We start from the raw sequence: 13,296 nt of genomic DNA, 5'->3' as shown, positions 1-13,296 counted from the left end.
CCCGACGCAGTTCGTGACACTCAGGTCAGCAGGACTCCGCCGTCGACGACGACCTGACTGCCGGTCATGTACGACGCCATGTCGCTGGCGAGGAAGAGAGCCACGCTGCCGATCTCGTCCGGATCAGCCATCCGCCTCATGGGGATGCGAGCGGAGAACCGCGCTACGAGGTCCGAGGTGTCGGCCCCAGCGGAAGACTGCAGGTGGCTGGTGCCCGGGGTCGACACGCCGCCGGGTGCGATGGCATTCACCCAGATGTCATGGGGCGCCAGCTCCAGCGCGAGGTTCTTGGTGAAGCCCCAGACCCCGTGCTTGCTCGCGTCGTAGTGCGCAAGACCCACGGAGGACGGATGGAGTGCGTCGATCGACGTGACGTTGATGATTCGACCGCCGCGGCCCTGGGCGACGAGCTGACGGCCGAAGATCCGGCAGGTCAAGAAGACGCCGTTCAGGTTCACGGCGATCACGTGGTTGAAGTCCGCCAGGGTCATCTCGAGGACCGGCACCGTCGGGAAGATCCCGGCGTTGTTGACCAGGATGTCGATGCCACCCCGCCAGTCCAGGGTCGCCTCGAGCATCCGATCGACGTCGGCTTCGGCGGACACGTCCGCCTGCACCGGCAGCACCTCGTGGTCGTTGCGCCCGAGTGCCTTCGCGGCCAGCTCCACCGCATCGCCGTCGACGTCCGCGAGGACGACCGCGGCACCGGCCGCAGCCAGATGGTGGGCGATCGATCTGCCGATCCCCATCGCGGCTCCGGTGACCACGGCCGTACGCCCCGTGAGCGAGAGCATTTCCTCCACCCGCAGGCGGTTGTTCGTCTCGTCGTTCATCGTGATCTCCCTTCCGTCCCCACCGTCGGCCCTCGGCCGCGAGTCCGGCAGGGGCCAACGTCCCGATCTCGAGGGGCCGCACGGCAGCACTCGTCGTCGTACGCGAAGCAGGCCGAGGGACGATCCGGGACTCTCACGTGGCAGGGCCACCTGGCGCCGCACTTCGATGACCTTGTGCCCTGCCTTCCGGGGCTTGCCGCTCCGACAGTGGAGGGGCGGACGACCTGCGCCGCGCCGAACACGAGAGGAGGACCGTCATGACGGTCAGGGTGGGCATCAACGGCATGGGCCGGATCGGACGGGCGCTGGTGCGCCGCTGCGAGCAGGACGAGGCGCTGGAGGTCGTCGCCGTCAACGACGTCGCGGATCCGCATCAGGTGGCACGGCTGCTGACCCGGGATAGCACCTTCGGTCGGTTCGGCGGCGATATCCAGTGCGAGGGTGACCTGCTCATGGTCGACGGTCGGAAGATCGCGATCAGCACCGAGCGCGAGCCGCGGCTGCTCCCGTGGGCCAAGCACGATGTCGAGGTGGTCGTGGACGCGACGGGTCGGTTCCGGACGAGGGGGGAGCTCGCGCCGCATCTCGACGCCGGGGCTCGGTCAGTGGTGCTGTCGGCCCCGGGAAAGGACGTCGACGCCACGATCGTCATGGGCGTCAACGACGAGACGTACGACCCGGCACGTCACCGGGTCGTCTCGAACGCGTCCTGCACGACGAACTGCGTCGCACCCATGGTGAAGGTGCTGGACGACGCCTTCGGTCTCGAGCACGGATTCATGACGACGGTCCACGCCTACACCGGCGACCAGAACCTCCTCGACGCCCCGCACCGCGACGCGCGCCGGGCGCGCGCGGCCGCGGTCAACATCGTGCCGACCACCACCGGGGCAGCGCGGGCCGTCGGCGCGGTGCTACCCGCGCTCGCGGGCCGTCTGGACGGCGTCGCCCTGCGCGTCCCTGTGCTCGACGGGTCGCTCGTGGACCTGGCCGCCGTGCTGGCGAGGGAGGTCACGACGACCTCGGTGAACGCCGCTTTCGCCGAAGCAGCAGCGTCCGGCTCGCTGGCGGGCCGACTCCGCTGCGAGTCCGAGCCGATGGTCTCCGCCGACGTGATCGGCGACCCGGCCTCGTGTGTCTTCGATCCGGAGCTCACCCAGGCCGCGGGACGGCTGGTCAAGGTCTTCGGTTGGCACGACAACGAATGGGGCTACACATGCCGGCTCGCGGACCTGGTGCTCCTGATGGGAGCGCGCCCCTGACCACGACCTCGGGCTGGCGCCCGGAACGTCATGCCGTTCGTCGTCCGGCGGTCCCGCCGACATCGGGCCGCCCGGGCGCCGGTGAGCCGTCGCCCCTCGCTTCCGCGGTGGGCGCCTTGGCACGCGCCGCGAGGGCCTCGCGCTGCAGGAAGGCGCCGAGGTCGCCGATGGTGCTCATGAGCGGGGCGGGAAACACGACGGTGGTGTTCTTGTCCACGCCGATCTCGACGAGGCTGTGCAGGTTGCGCAGCTGCAGCGCGATCGGATGAGCCATCATCGTGTCCGAGGCATCCCCGAGCGCGGCGGCGGCTGCGGCCTCGCCCTCCGCGGCGATGATCTTGGCCCGCTTCTCCCGCTCCGCCTCGGCCTCGCGGGCCATCGCGCGCTTCATGCTCTCCGGCAGCTGGATGTCCTTCAGCTCGACCAACGTGACCATGACGCCCCACTCCGTGGTGGTTCGGTCGAGGATCTCGCGGATGTTCGCGTTGATGGAGTCGGTCTCGGCCAGCGCCTGGTCCAGCGTGTGCTGCCCCACGACGTTGCGCAGCGTTGTCTGAGCGATCTGGTTGACCGCGGTTGCCACGCTCTCGATCGCCAGCACCGACCGCTGCGCATCGGTCACGTGGTAGTAGGCGACCCCGGCGACGTCGATGCTGACGTTGTCCCGCGTGATGATGCCTTGCGACTGGATCGGCATCGTGACCGTGCGCAGCGAGACCCGCCGCAGCACGTCCACCGCCGGGATGATGAACCGGAGTCCCGGCTCACGAACACCCTGGAGGCGCCCGAAGCGGAGCAGCACCCCTCGCTCGTACTGCTTCACCACCCGGATGGACATCGCGAGCAGGACCACCACGACGATCACGACGACGATCGCGACCACGATCTCGACCAGCATGGTTCGCCTCCAGTAATGAACGGTAGGCCTGGGTAGACCCCAGCACACCGCGCCGCCCCGCCCCGGCACAGGGCCGCACGACCTGAGAGTCAGGGGCCGAGTGTCCGGCCCAGTGGGATCTCGGGCAGGCGTCCGGCCGGGCCGCAGGTGGCGACCGCGGCCGGGTACGAGATTCGTGGCAGTCTCAGGTCTGCCGTCCTGGCTCGTGCTCGAAGTGCTGCACGGTGGCGTCCGGCCCCGGGAAGACCAACGACTCGCGGCCGGTGTCCTCCCACCGCACGACGTAGGGCGGGGTGCCATCGGTGTGCCGCACCTCGAGGATCTCTCCGTCCCGGTCGGGACCACCGACCGTGGAACTGTGGACGACCAACCGGTCGCCGACCGTTGCATACATGTCATGTCCCTCTGCTCGGCGCTGTTTCCCTCCAACAAAGCACCAGGGTTGGGGTTGCGGACCGGCCCATGGACCCCGCCTCGCAGGGACCTTAGGCACCCGGCGGTCCCGGATCTCGCGGCGCTTCCGGGCGACCGCACGCATCGGCGATCACGATCTCCTCCACGCTCCGCGCAGCGCCTGGGCCGACGTTCTCCGGTCATCTTCTCCGAGGGACGGGAGGGCCAGAAGCGGAGGCCGGGCCGCCGCCTTTCGGGGCCGAAAGACCCTGGGCGCGGACGGTCACCGCCGCGGAGCATGGCAGTCCACCTGTCCGAGACGACCGATTGGAAGCACCATGAGCCTCATCCACCGCGAGCCCGCCGCGACGTGGCCGCAGGAGTCCCTGTGGGGACAGGACCTGGTCGACGGGCTGTTCCGCGACCTGGTCCGCAACGTCACCGGCGATCACCTTCTCGATCGCATGATGGGAAACGGTGCGCACCTCATGCGCGTCGAGGAGTTCATCGAGGACGGATCCTGCGTGATCCGGGCGGAACTCCCCGGCATCGATCCTGAACGAGACGTGGAGATCACCCTGGCCGAAGGTGTCATGACCATGCGAGCCGAGCGCCGCGAGCGCACCGAGGAGGAGCGTCCCGACGGATTCCACTCCGAGTTCCACTACGGGGCCCTGGTGCGCCGGATCCGGCTCCCGGAGGGCACGACCGAACAGGACGTGAAGGCGACCTACCGGGACGGGATCCTGGAGGTCCGGGTGCCCGCTCCGCAACCGGCCGCTCCCACGCCCGCCGCCACCATCCCGGTCAGCCGCTCCTGACGCCACCGGACGTGACGAGATGGCCGACCTGCGCCCTCCCGACGACGGGGCGGTCCGTGCCGCCGCGGCGTGGACACGCGCGCGGGCCGAGCTCGACGGACTACCCGGTGGCGGGCTGAACATCGCCTCCGTGGCGGTCGATCGTCATGTGGTCGCGGGTCGCGGCCATGCGGTCGCGATCCGCCGGGTCGGTGAGGACGGCGCGGTCACCGAGATGACGTACGACGACCTGCGTCGCGCGAGCAACCGGTTCGCCGGTGCGCTGGCCGCGCTCGGTGTCGCACGAGGCGAGCGCGTCATGACGCTGCTCGGTCGGTGCCCGGAGCTCTACGTGACGGCACTCGGCACCTGGAAGCGTGCCGCCGTCCTGAGCCCGCTGTTCTCCTCGTTCGGTCCCGAGCCGGTACGCGACCGGCTCCGTCTGGGCTCGGCTCGCGTTCTCGTCACCACTCCTGCCCTCTACCAGCGTCGCGTCGCACCGATCCGCGACCAGCTGCCGGCCCTGCGCCACGTCCTGCTCGTGGGCCACGACGCAGGCGACGTCACCGCCCCGGCGACGTCCGCCTGGGACGTCGCCGTCGCGGCCGCGTCTCCCGAGCACCCCCCGGAGCCGACCGGCCCCGACGACATGGCGCTGCTCCATTTCACCAGCGGCACCACCGGCCGGCCGAAGGGCGCCGTCCACGTCCACGAGGCGGTGGTCGCCCACCACGCGACCGCGGCGTACGCCCTCGACCTGCGGGCAGGCGACGTCTTCTGGTGCACGGCCGACCCTGGGTGGGTGACCGGGACGTCGTACGGGATCATCGCGCCCCTCACCCGCGGCGCCACCCTGGTGAGCTATGCGGGCGAGTTCGACCCCCGCGGGTGGTACCGCGTACTCGAGCAGCAGCGCGTCCAGGTCTGGTACACCGCGCCGACCGCGCTGCGGATGCTCATGCGGGCGGGCGCGGACCTGGCCAAGGCGCACGATCTCAGCGCCCTGCGGCACATCGCGAGCGTGGGCGAGGCACTCAACCCCGAGGTCGTGGACTGGGGCCGGCGCGCCTATGGGATGCCGGTCCACGACAACTGGTGGCAGACGGAGACGGGCGCCATCATGATCTGCAACCGTCCCGGCGGCGAGGTCCGGGCCGGGTCCATGGGACGGCCGGTGCCGGGCGTCGTCGCGACCGTCCTGGAACGTGGACCGAGCGGCCGGGCTCGCATCGACGCCGGCGAGGCGACCCTCGCCCGCCCGGGCGAGGTCGGCGAGCTGGCCCTGCGGCCGGGCTGGCCCTCGATGTTCCGTGCCTACCTCGACGACCCGGACCGGTACGACGCCTGCTTCGGGGGCGGGTGGTACCTCAGCGGGGACCTGGCCCGGATCGACGACGAGGGCTACTACTGGTTCGTCGGTCGGGCCGACGACGTCATCAAGAGCGCCGGGCACCTGGTCGGTCCGTTCGAGGTCGAGTCCGCCCTCCTGGAGCACCCGGCCGTGGCCGAGGCGGGCGTGATCGGCGTGCCCGACCCCGTCGCGGGAGAGATCGTGCAGGCTTTCGTGACCCTCAACGAGGGCTTCGAGCCGTCGCAGGACCTGCGTGTCGAGCTCCTCGCGTTCGCCCGGCGCCGGCTGGGAGGGCTGGCTCCCCGGGACCTCGGGTTCGACCAGCACCTGCCCCACACGAGCAGCGGGAAGGTGATGCGCCGGCTGCTGCGAGCCCGGACGCTCGGCCTCCCCGAGGGCGACACCTCGACGCTGGAGGTGTCGTCATGACCCGGCCGTCCGCGGCCGTGCGCCACCGGATGGACCTGCTGCGCACCATGATGCTGATCCGCCGGTTCGAGGAGACCTGCGCCGAGCTGTACAGCGCCGGCCGGATCCGTGGCTTCCTGCACCTGTACGTCGGTGAGGAGGCGGTGGCCGCCGGGGTCCTCCCGACCATCGAGGCCGAGGACGCGGTCGTCTCGACCTACCGTGAGCACGGGCACGCGCTGGCCCGGGGCGTGCCACTGGAGTCGCTGTTCGCCGAGATGTTCGGTCGCGTGACCGGATGCTCGCGTGGGCGCGGCGGGTCGATGCACCTCTTCGATGCCGGGACCCGCTTCATGGGAGGCAACGCCATCGTGGGCGGAGGCATCGCGCTGGCCGTCGGCCTGGCCCTCGCGGACCGGCTTCAGGGTCGTCGCCGGGTGACCGTGTGCTTCCTCGGCGAGGGCGCGGTCGCCGAGGGCGCATTCCACGAGTCGCTCAACCTGGCCGCGCTGTGGCACCTGCCGGTGCTGCTGTGCTGTGAGAACAACGGCTATGCGATGGGCACGGCCCTGGCCACGGAGCACGCCCAGACCGATCTGGCGCTGCGCGCGTCGTCGTACGGCGTGGCCGCGTGGCCGGTCGACGGCATGGACGTCCTCGCCGTCGAGGAGGCCGCGCACCGAGCGGTGGAGTCCATCCGCGGCGGCGGCGGTCCGCACTTCCTGGAGCTGCGCACCTACCGCTACCGCGCGCACTCGATGTACGACCCGGAACGTTACCGGGACAAGGCGGAGGTCGCGCAGTGGAAGGAGCGCGATCCGATCCGGCTGCTGACCGAGACGCTTCAGGCTGCCGGTCAGCTCCGACAGGAGGACCTCGACGCGCTCGGTCGCGAGATCGACGAGGCGATCGCCGCGGCCGTGGCGGCGGCCGAGGAGGCGCCGCTGGAGCCGGTCGACGACCTGACCCACTTCGTGGTGTCGGAGCGACGGTCATGAGCAAGCCGATCGAGACGACGTACCGCGAGGCCCTCCGCGAGGCGCTCCGCGAGGCCCTGCGGAAAGACGAACGGGTGTTCCTGATGGGTGAGGACGTCGGACGGTACGGCGGGTGCTTCGCCGTCAGCCTCGGGCTGCTGGAGGAGTTCGGACCCGAGCGCGTGCGGGACACCCCGCTCTCGGAGCTCGCCTTCGTCGGGGCCGGCATCGGGGCCGCGCTGGGCGGGATGCGGCCCGTCGTCGAGATCATGACCGTCAACTTCAGCCTGCTCGCCCTCGACCCGATCGTGAACACCGCGGCGGCCCTGCTGCACATGTCGGGCGGACAGTTCGCCGTCCCGATCGTCATCCGGATGACCACGGGCGCCGGCCGACAGCTGGCCGCCCAGCACTCGCACAGCCTCGAAGGGTGGTACGCCCACATCCCGGGGCTCCGTGTGCTTGCACCGGCCACGCTCGAGGACGCACGCGGCATGCTGTGGTCGGCGCTGGAGGATCCGGACCCGGTGCTGCTCTTCGAGCACTCATCGCTCTACGGGACTTCGGGGACGCTGCCGGCGGGCGCCGGAGCCGTCGACATCGACCACGCGGCGGTGCGCCGGCCGGGCACCGACGTCACCCTCGTTACGTACGGCGGCACGCTGTCGACCACTCTCGCGGCCGCCGACCGGCTCGCGGAGGACGGGGTCGACGCCGAGGTCGTCGACCTGCGCACCTTGCGCCCCCTCGACCAGGACACCGTGCTGGACTCGGTGCGCCGCACCCACCGTGCCGTGGTGATCGACGAGGGCTGGCGCAGCGGAAGCCTCTCGGCAGAGGTCAGCGCTCGCATCACCGAGAACGCGTTCTTCGACCTCGACGCGCCCGTGGAAAGGGTCTGCACCACCGAGACCCCGATCCCCTACGCACGCCACCTGGAGCTCGCCGCCCTGCCCAGCCCGGAGGCCGTGGCGAACGCCGCCCTCCGCACGATGGGGAAGACCGATGGCTGAGTTCACCATGCCGTCCCTGGGGGCCGACATGGACGAGGGCACGCTGCTGGAGTGGTGCGTCTCCCCCGGTGACACGGTGCGACGCGGAGACATCATGGCCGTCGTCGACACTTCCAAGGCGGCCGTCGAGGTGGAGTCCTTCCGAGACGGCGTCGTCGACACCCTGCTGGTCGAACCCGGGACCTGCGTCGCCGTCGGCGCACCGATGGCCACCCTCACCGAACCCGACGACACGGCTCCGCCCGCGCCTTCTCCCGCAGGTTCCCCGAAGCCTCGGACGGTCGATCCGCTTCCCCCGGAAGAGCACCCCCGTCCGGCGCCTCCCGTTCGCCACCTCGCCCACGAGCTCGGGGTCGATCTCGCCACGATCACCGGGAGCGGACCCGGCGGCCGCGTCACCCGCGACGACGTCGTCCAGGCCGGCCGGCCGGCCGCGCAGCCGGAACCGACTCGAGCCGCGCCTGCCGGCGGGACACGGATCACGCCGTACGCCCGTCGACTCGCCGCGGAGCTCGGGGTCGACCTGGTCGGCATCACCGCGCCAGCCGACGGCGTCGTCCGCGCGGCGGACGTCCGATCAGCCGCCGGCGTCCGGAGGTCGCAGGCTCCGAGCGAGGCTCCGGGCCCGTCGAAGGCAGCGACCGAGCGGCACGCGCGGATGCGCGCCACGATCGCGTCCGTGATGACGCGGTCCGCCCGCGAGATCCCGCACTACCACCTGACCTGGACGGTCGACCTGCACGCGGTCCACGACGCGATGACCCGACGCAACCGCGACCTGCCGGTGGATCGACGACTGGTTCCTGCGGCGTACCTGCTCAGAGCCACAGCGCTCGCCGCCGCGGAGGTTCCCGGACTCAACGGGTTCTGGAGCGAGGGCCGCCTCGATCAGCAGTCGACCGTCCACCTGGGTATCGCGGTGTCCCTGCGGGGCGGTGGACTGGTCGCGCCGGCGATCCACGATGCCGCGACGCTCACCACCGACCAGCTGATGAGCGCCCTGCGCGATGTCGTCGAACGTGCCCGCCGGGGCCGCCTGCGGGACGCCGAGCTCCGGGATCCGACGATCACCGTCACCAACCTCGGCGATCTCGGAGCGGAGTCCGTGCACGGAGTGATCTATCCCCCGCAGGTAGCCCTGGTCGGCTTCGGACGCATCGTCGAACGCCCCTGGGCCGTCGACGGCCTGATCGGCGTCAGACCCGTCACGACCATGACCCTCGCGGCGGACCACCGCGCCACCGACGGATTCGTCGGAAGCCGCTTCCTCGCCGCCATCGACCACCACCTGCAACGACCGGAGGACCTGTGATGAACGCACCACCCTCGACGTCCGAGGACCGGCAGCTCACCGTCGACGCCCTGCGTCGCGCCGTGCCCGGCCTCGTGCCCGAGGACCTGGACGACCTCGCGGACGCCGACCCGCTGCGCGAGCGGCTCGAGCTCGACTCGCTCGACTTCCTCGCGTTCGCCGAGACACTCGCCGCCACGGCGCGGGTACGCATCGACGAGACCGACTACCCCGACCTGGCGACCCTCGGGTCGTGTGTGGCATTCCTCCACCGACGCCGGGCGAGCACGCCATGACCGAGCCGACGCGTCTGGTCGCCGCCGACGCGATCCCGGCGGGCACCATCGTCGTGGGCCTCGACCAGACCGAGCACTGGCGTGACGCCCTCGACTGGGCCGTCGACCAAGCCGCACGCGAGCACCGGGCGATCAGTCTCGTGCATGCCCTGACTCCGTCCCGGTCCGGCGACTCGGCGGCGCGCTCGCTGGCCGGCGCGCGGCTGCTCGACGATGCCCGCGAGCGGGTGGGCCATCGAGCGCCCGAGATGACGGTGCACACGGTCCTCCGCACCGGCCGAGCCGTTCGTATCCTCCACGAGACGGCTACGCGGGCCCGGCTGCTCGTCGTGGGGGCGCGAGCGCACCCGACCCTGTGGGACCGCGTGACCGGGGCGACGGGTGGGCAGGTCGCCCGTCATCCCTCCTGCGCGGTGGTGGTCGTGCATCGCCACACCCGCCGGGCGGCCGCCCGAGGCGTCCTGGTCGCCGTCGGTGACTCTCCACTCTCGCGTGAGGCGGTGGCGTTCGCGGCCGATCAGGCGGCTCAGCGAGGCTCGCCCCTCACCGTGCTCCACGTCGTACCGCTTCCCAGCGTCTCGAGGGCCGCTGACGACGACGTCGGCGCCCGGCGCCGGCTGGCCGCGACGATCTCCAGCGTCCGCAGCTCCTTTCCGAGCGTCGCCGTACGGACCGCGGTCGTCCGGGGCGACCCGGTCGGCTGCATCCTGCAGGCCGGTCGCGGAATGGCGCTCATCGTCCTGGGCGCCCATCATCCGTCGCCCGCCGACCTCGTTCTCGGGTCGACGGTGACCCCGGTCCTGCAGCGGGCCGCCTGCCCTGTCGCTGTGGTCCCTTAGCCGGCCCGACGTCGGCCGAGCCACCGCGCGGCCTCGTCGGTTCCCCAGACCACGAACGGCACCGGCAGCAGCGCGACCAGCAGCCAGATCTCCGGCACCGCCGTCCCGAACACCTCCTGCAGCACCGGTACGACGACGACGGCTGCGGCGAACGCGATCTCGAAGGCGATCCCGTACAGCAGCAGTCGGTTGGAGGTGACCCCGACCTGGAAGAGCGAGGCGCGTTCGGTCCGAGCGGCCATCGCCGTACCGATCTGGCACGCGACGATGCCCAGGAAGGTCATGGTCGTGGCCTGCTGCCAGACGTCGTGGAGAGAGCCGGTACCGACGTCGTCCCCCGGAGTCCAGCCCCCGTCGAGCAGGGTCGCGAGGAAGAGGCCGAGCACCAGGACGGCGGAGACCCCGCCGAGCAGACCCCAGGCACGCCCCAGCATCCGAGCGTCGATCACGGACTCGCTCCGCCGGCGAGGAGGGCGCTCCATCACCCCCGGCTCGGCCACCTCCCGGCCGAGGGCCAGCGCCGGCAGCGTCTCCGTGCCCAGGTCGATCGCCAGGATCTGCATGACGGTCAACGGGAGCGGGACCTGTCCCCCGGACAGGGCATAGACGAGGAAGGGCACCACCTCGGGCGTCGCGTGCGCGAAGATATAGACGATGAACTTGCGCACGTTGTCGTAGACGCGCCGCCCGGACTCGATCGCCTCGACGATGGTGGCGAAGTTGTCGTCGGTGAGCACCATCGTGGCCGCCTCGCGCGCCACATCCGTGCCGGACCGCCCCATCGCGACGCCGATGTCGGCGCGCCGCAGGGCGGGCGCGTCGTTCACGCCGTCTCCGGTCATCGCGACGACGTTGCCCTGTGCCTGCAGCACGTCGGCGATCCTCATCTTCGTCTCCGGCGAACTGCGGGAGAAGACGATCTCCTCGCCTCCGGCCAGCAGAATCTCCAGATCCCGTTCCGGCATCTGCTCGACCTCGGCGCCCTCGACCACCCGCAGGCCCGCCTGTCCGATGCCCACCTGCTCCGCGATGTGACGCGCGGTGAGCCCGTGGTCCCCGGTCACCACCAGAAGACGCACGCCCGCGTCGTGGCACCGTGCGACCGCGGCCGGGACCTCCGCCCGTGGTGGGTCGATCAGGGCCACGAAACCGAGAAGGGTGAGGTCCCGCTCGGCGTCGTCGCGTGCGATCTCGGTGTCCTCGGCCTCACCCAGGTTCCGCGACGCGATGGCGAGGACTCGCAGCCCGTCGCTCGCCCAGTCTCGAACGATCGCCAACTCTCGGGCAGGCTCGTCGTCGCCGAAGGGACGATCACCACCCTCGACCGCCACCGCCGTGCATCGAGGCACCACCGCCTCGGGTGCACCCTTGACGCTGACGCGGAGACCTGCGGTGGTGGAGTCGATGGTCGACATCCGTCGCAGCACCGGATCGAAGTGGAACTGTGCGACACGACTGCTGCCCGTCGTCGGATGCTCGGCCCCGAGATCGCGCGCCAGGTGCAGCAGAGCGAGCTCCGTCGGATCCCCGCGTTCGGTGCCGTCCGTGGCGATCTCGGCGTTGTTGCAGGACGTCACCACCGACGCGAGACGGGCTACGGGACCGTGGGGCGGACCGAGGCGCCCGGGCAGACCGTCTCCCACCAGAACCGCAGGCTCGGTCCACACCCGGGCCGCGCGCATCCGGTTCAGGGTCAACGTCCCGGTCTTGTCCGTGCAGATGACCGTCGTCGACCCCAGCGTCTCTGCCGCCGAGATGCGCTTGACCAGCGCTCCCTGCCTGGCGAGGACGCGCACCCCCACCGCAAGGGCGAGCGTGATCGTCGGCAGCAGGCCCTCGGGAACGTTGGCGACGATGAGTCCGATGGTGAAGGTCACCGTGTCGGTCAGCGAGAGGCCGGCGACGAACATGCCGAGCGGCACGAACGCCACGCCCGTTCCCACGGCGACGAAGGCGATCAACCGGGCGACGCGTCGGACCTGGCCCTCCAGGGGGCTCTCCTCCCGTTCGGTCCGCTGGGAGAGCGAGGCGATCCGGCCGAGCTCGGTGTTCATCCCGGTGGCGTACACGACGGCCGTCGCCTCGCCGCCGGTGCAGCTGGTGCCGCTGAACAGGAGGTCGGGAGCCTGCAGCAGAGGAACTCGCGCGTGACCGGGTACGACGTGGCGGACCACCGGGAGCGACTCACCCGTCAGGGCCGCGATGTCCATCTCGACGGAGCCGTCGAGCAGGCGAGCGTCGGCCGACACCCGGTCGCCCTCACCGATCACCACGACGTCTCCCGGGACGAGGGTGCGGGCGTCGACATCGCGCGTCACGCCGTCACGCACGACCCGGGCCTGCTGCGGGAGATAGCCGGAGAGCGCCTCGACGGCCTGCTCAGCGTGTCGCTCCTGGACGAAGGCGAACAGTGCATTGATCCAGATGACCACCACGATCGCGATGGCGAGGGGCAGGGAGCTCCCCAGGGCAGCCAGGAGGGCCGCCACCCAGAGCAGCAGTGCCAGCGGATGCACGAGCTGCGCGGCGAGGTCGTGCACCCAGGACCTGCCACGTAGTCGAACCAACTCGTTCGGACCGGAGCTGACGAGGCGGCGCGCCGCTTCGCGATCGGTCAACCCCCGTCGGCTGCTCCTCAGGTCACGCAACAGGCGGTCGAGTGCCTCCTCGGGATCCGCGGTGCGGATGTTCTCCGCCTCGACGTCCCGGCTGGTCGCGGCACGGCTCACGGGACGGTCCCCCGTCGACCTCCGCGGGGTCGCCCCCGGCGCTCTGATGAGGCACCGTGCGTCACGCGTCCGTCCAGGGAGCGTCGACGCACGCCAGACGACCGGTCCGCTCCCCCACGAGCCGGTTGCTCCGCCGTGTCCACGCACCGCGGACCCTGGACCAGCACATCCATGCCTCCAGCGTGCGCTCATCACCAACGGGCTCC

Annotated in this window: 12 protein-coding genes; 8 read left to right on the top strand and 4 right to left on the bottom strand. The window is 71.2% G+C overall.

What is annotated here, in order from left to right:
• Nucleotides 1-20: 20 nt before the first annotated feature.
• Complete coding sequence (locus VMF51_RS02055) at nt 21-833, bottom strand: SDR family NAD(P)-dependent oxidoreductase (RefSeq protein WP_325472719.1); 813 nt, start codon at nt 831-833, stop codon at nt 21-23.
• Between the two features lie 257 nt (nt 834-1,090).
• On the opposite strand from VMF51_RS02055, the gene gap reads away from it, so the two are divergent.
• The gene (gene gap, locus VMF51_RS02050; RefSeq protein WP_325472718.1) at nt 1,091-2,095 is read left to right on the top strand and encodes a type I glyceraldehyde-3-phosphate dehydrogenase; all 1,005 of its coding nucleotides are present in this window, start codon (nt 1,091-1,093) and stop codon (nt 2,093-2,095) included.
• Between the two features lie 28 nt (nt 2,096-2,123).
• Here the strand turns inward: gap and VMF51_RS02045 are convergent, their stop codons facing one another.
• Both VMF51_RS02045 and VMF51_RS02040 read right to left on the bottom strand, forming a co-directional pair.
• Nucleotides 2,124-2,993 (bottom strand): SPFH domain-containing protein, encoded by an 870-nt coding sequence (locus VMF51_RS02045; RefSeq protein WP_325472997.1) that lies wholly within the window; start codon nt 2,991-2,993, stop codon nt 2,124-2,126.
• Between the two features lie 184 nt (nt 2,994-3,177).
• Complete coding sequence (locus tag VMF51_RS02040; protein WP_325472717.1) at nt 3,178-3,387, bottom strand: DUF1918 domain-containing protein; 210 nt, start codon at nt 3,385-3,387, stop codon at nt 3,178-3,180.
• 337 nt (nt 3,388-3,724) lie between these two features.
• On the opposite strand from VMF51_RS02040, the gene VMF51_RS02035 reads away from it, so the two are divergent.
• From VMF51_RS02035 to VMF51_RS02005, 7 genes are read left to right on the top strand one after another with little or no spacing between them, the layout of a single operon-like run.
• Nucleotides 3,725-4,207: an Hsp20/alpha crystallin family protein gene (locus VMF51_RS02035; protein WP_325472716.1), complete on the top strand. Its 483-nt coding sequence runs from the start codon at nt 3,725-3,727 to the stop codon at nt 4,205-4,207.
• Nucleotides 4,208-4,226: 19 nt separating this feature from the next.
• Nucleotides 4,227-5,966 carry an acetate--CoA ligase gene (acsA, locus tag VMF51_RS02030; protein WP_325472715.1) on the top strand — a complete coding sequence of 580 codons (1,740 nt, stop codon included), beginning with the start codon at nt 4,227-4,229 and terminating at the stop codon, nt 5,964-5,966.
• On the top strand, nt 5,963-6,943 hold the full coding sequence (gene pdhA, locus VMF51_RS02025; RefSeq protein WP_325472714.1) for a pyruvate dehydrogenase (acetyl-transferring) E1 component subunit alpha: 981 nt from the start codon (nt 5,963-5,965) through the stop codon (nt 6,941-6,943). Before acsA ends, pdhA begins: the two co-directional genes overlap by 4 nt.
• Entirely contained in the window at nt 6,940-7,935 is a 996-nt protein-coding gene (locus VMF51_RS02020; protein WP_325472713.1) for an alpha-ketoacid dehydrogenase subunit beta, read from the top strand. The genes pdhA and VMF51_RS02020 overlap by 4 nt, the downstream gene beginning before the upstream one ends.
• Entirely contained in the window at nt 7,928-9,247 is a 1,320-nt protein-coding gene (locus VMF51_RS02015; protein ID WP_325472712.1) for a 2-oxo acid dehydrogenase subunit E2, read from the top strand. The genes VMF51_RS02020 and VMF51_RS02015 overlap by 8 nt, the downstream gene beginning before the upstream one ends.
• Nucleotides 9,247-9,522: a phosphopantetheine-binding protein gene (locus tag VMF51_RS02010; protein ID WP_325472711.1), complete on the top strand. Its 276-nt coding sequence runs from the start codon at nt 9,247-9,249 to the stop codon at nt 9,520-9,522. The genes VMF51_RS02015 and VMF51_RS02010 overlap by 1 nt, the downstream gene beginning before the upstream one ends.
• Entirely contained in the window at nt 9,519-10,361 is an 843-nt protein-coding gene (locus VMF51_RS02005; RefSeq protein ID WP_325472710.1) for a universal stress protein, read from the top strand. The genes VMF51_RS02010 and VMF51_RS02005 overlap by 4 nt, the downstream gene beginning before the upstream one ends.
• Here the strand turns inward: VMF51_RS02005 and VMF51_RS02000 are convergent.
• Nucleotides 10,358-13,282, bottom strand: a complete 2,925-nt coding sequence (locus VMF51_RS02000) for a cation-transporting P-type ATPase (RefSeq protein ID WP_325472709.1) — start codon at nt 13,280-13,282, stop codon at nt 10,358-10,360. The two genes, VMF51_RS02005 and VMF51_RS02000, sit on opposite strands and share 4 nt — an antisense overlap.
• Nucleotides 13,283-13,296 lie beyond the last annotated feature (14 nt).

It is taken from the genome of Nocardioides sp., from assembly GCF_035503875.1.
In the GTDB taxonomy this organism is placed as follows: Bacteria; Actinomycetota; Actinomycetes; order Propionibacteriales; family Nocardioidaceae; genus Nocardioides.
Note: the sequence above shows the minus strand (reverse complement) of the source record. Positions and strands in the feature narration are given on the sequence as shown.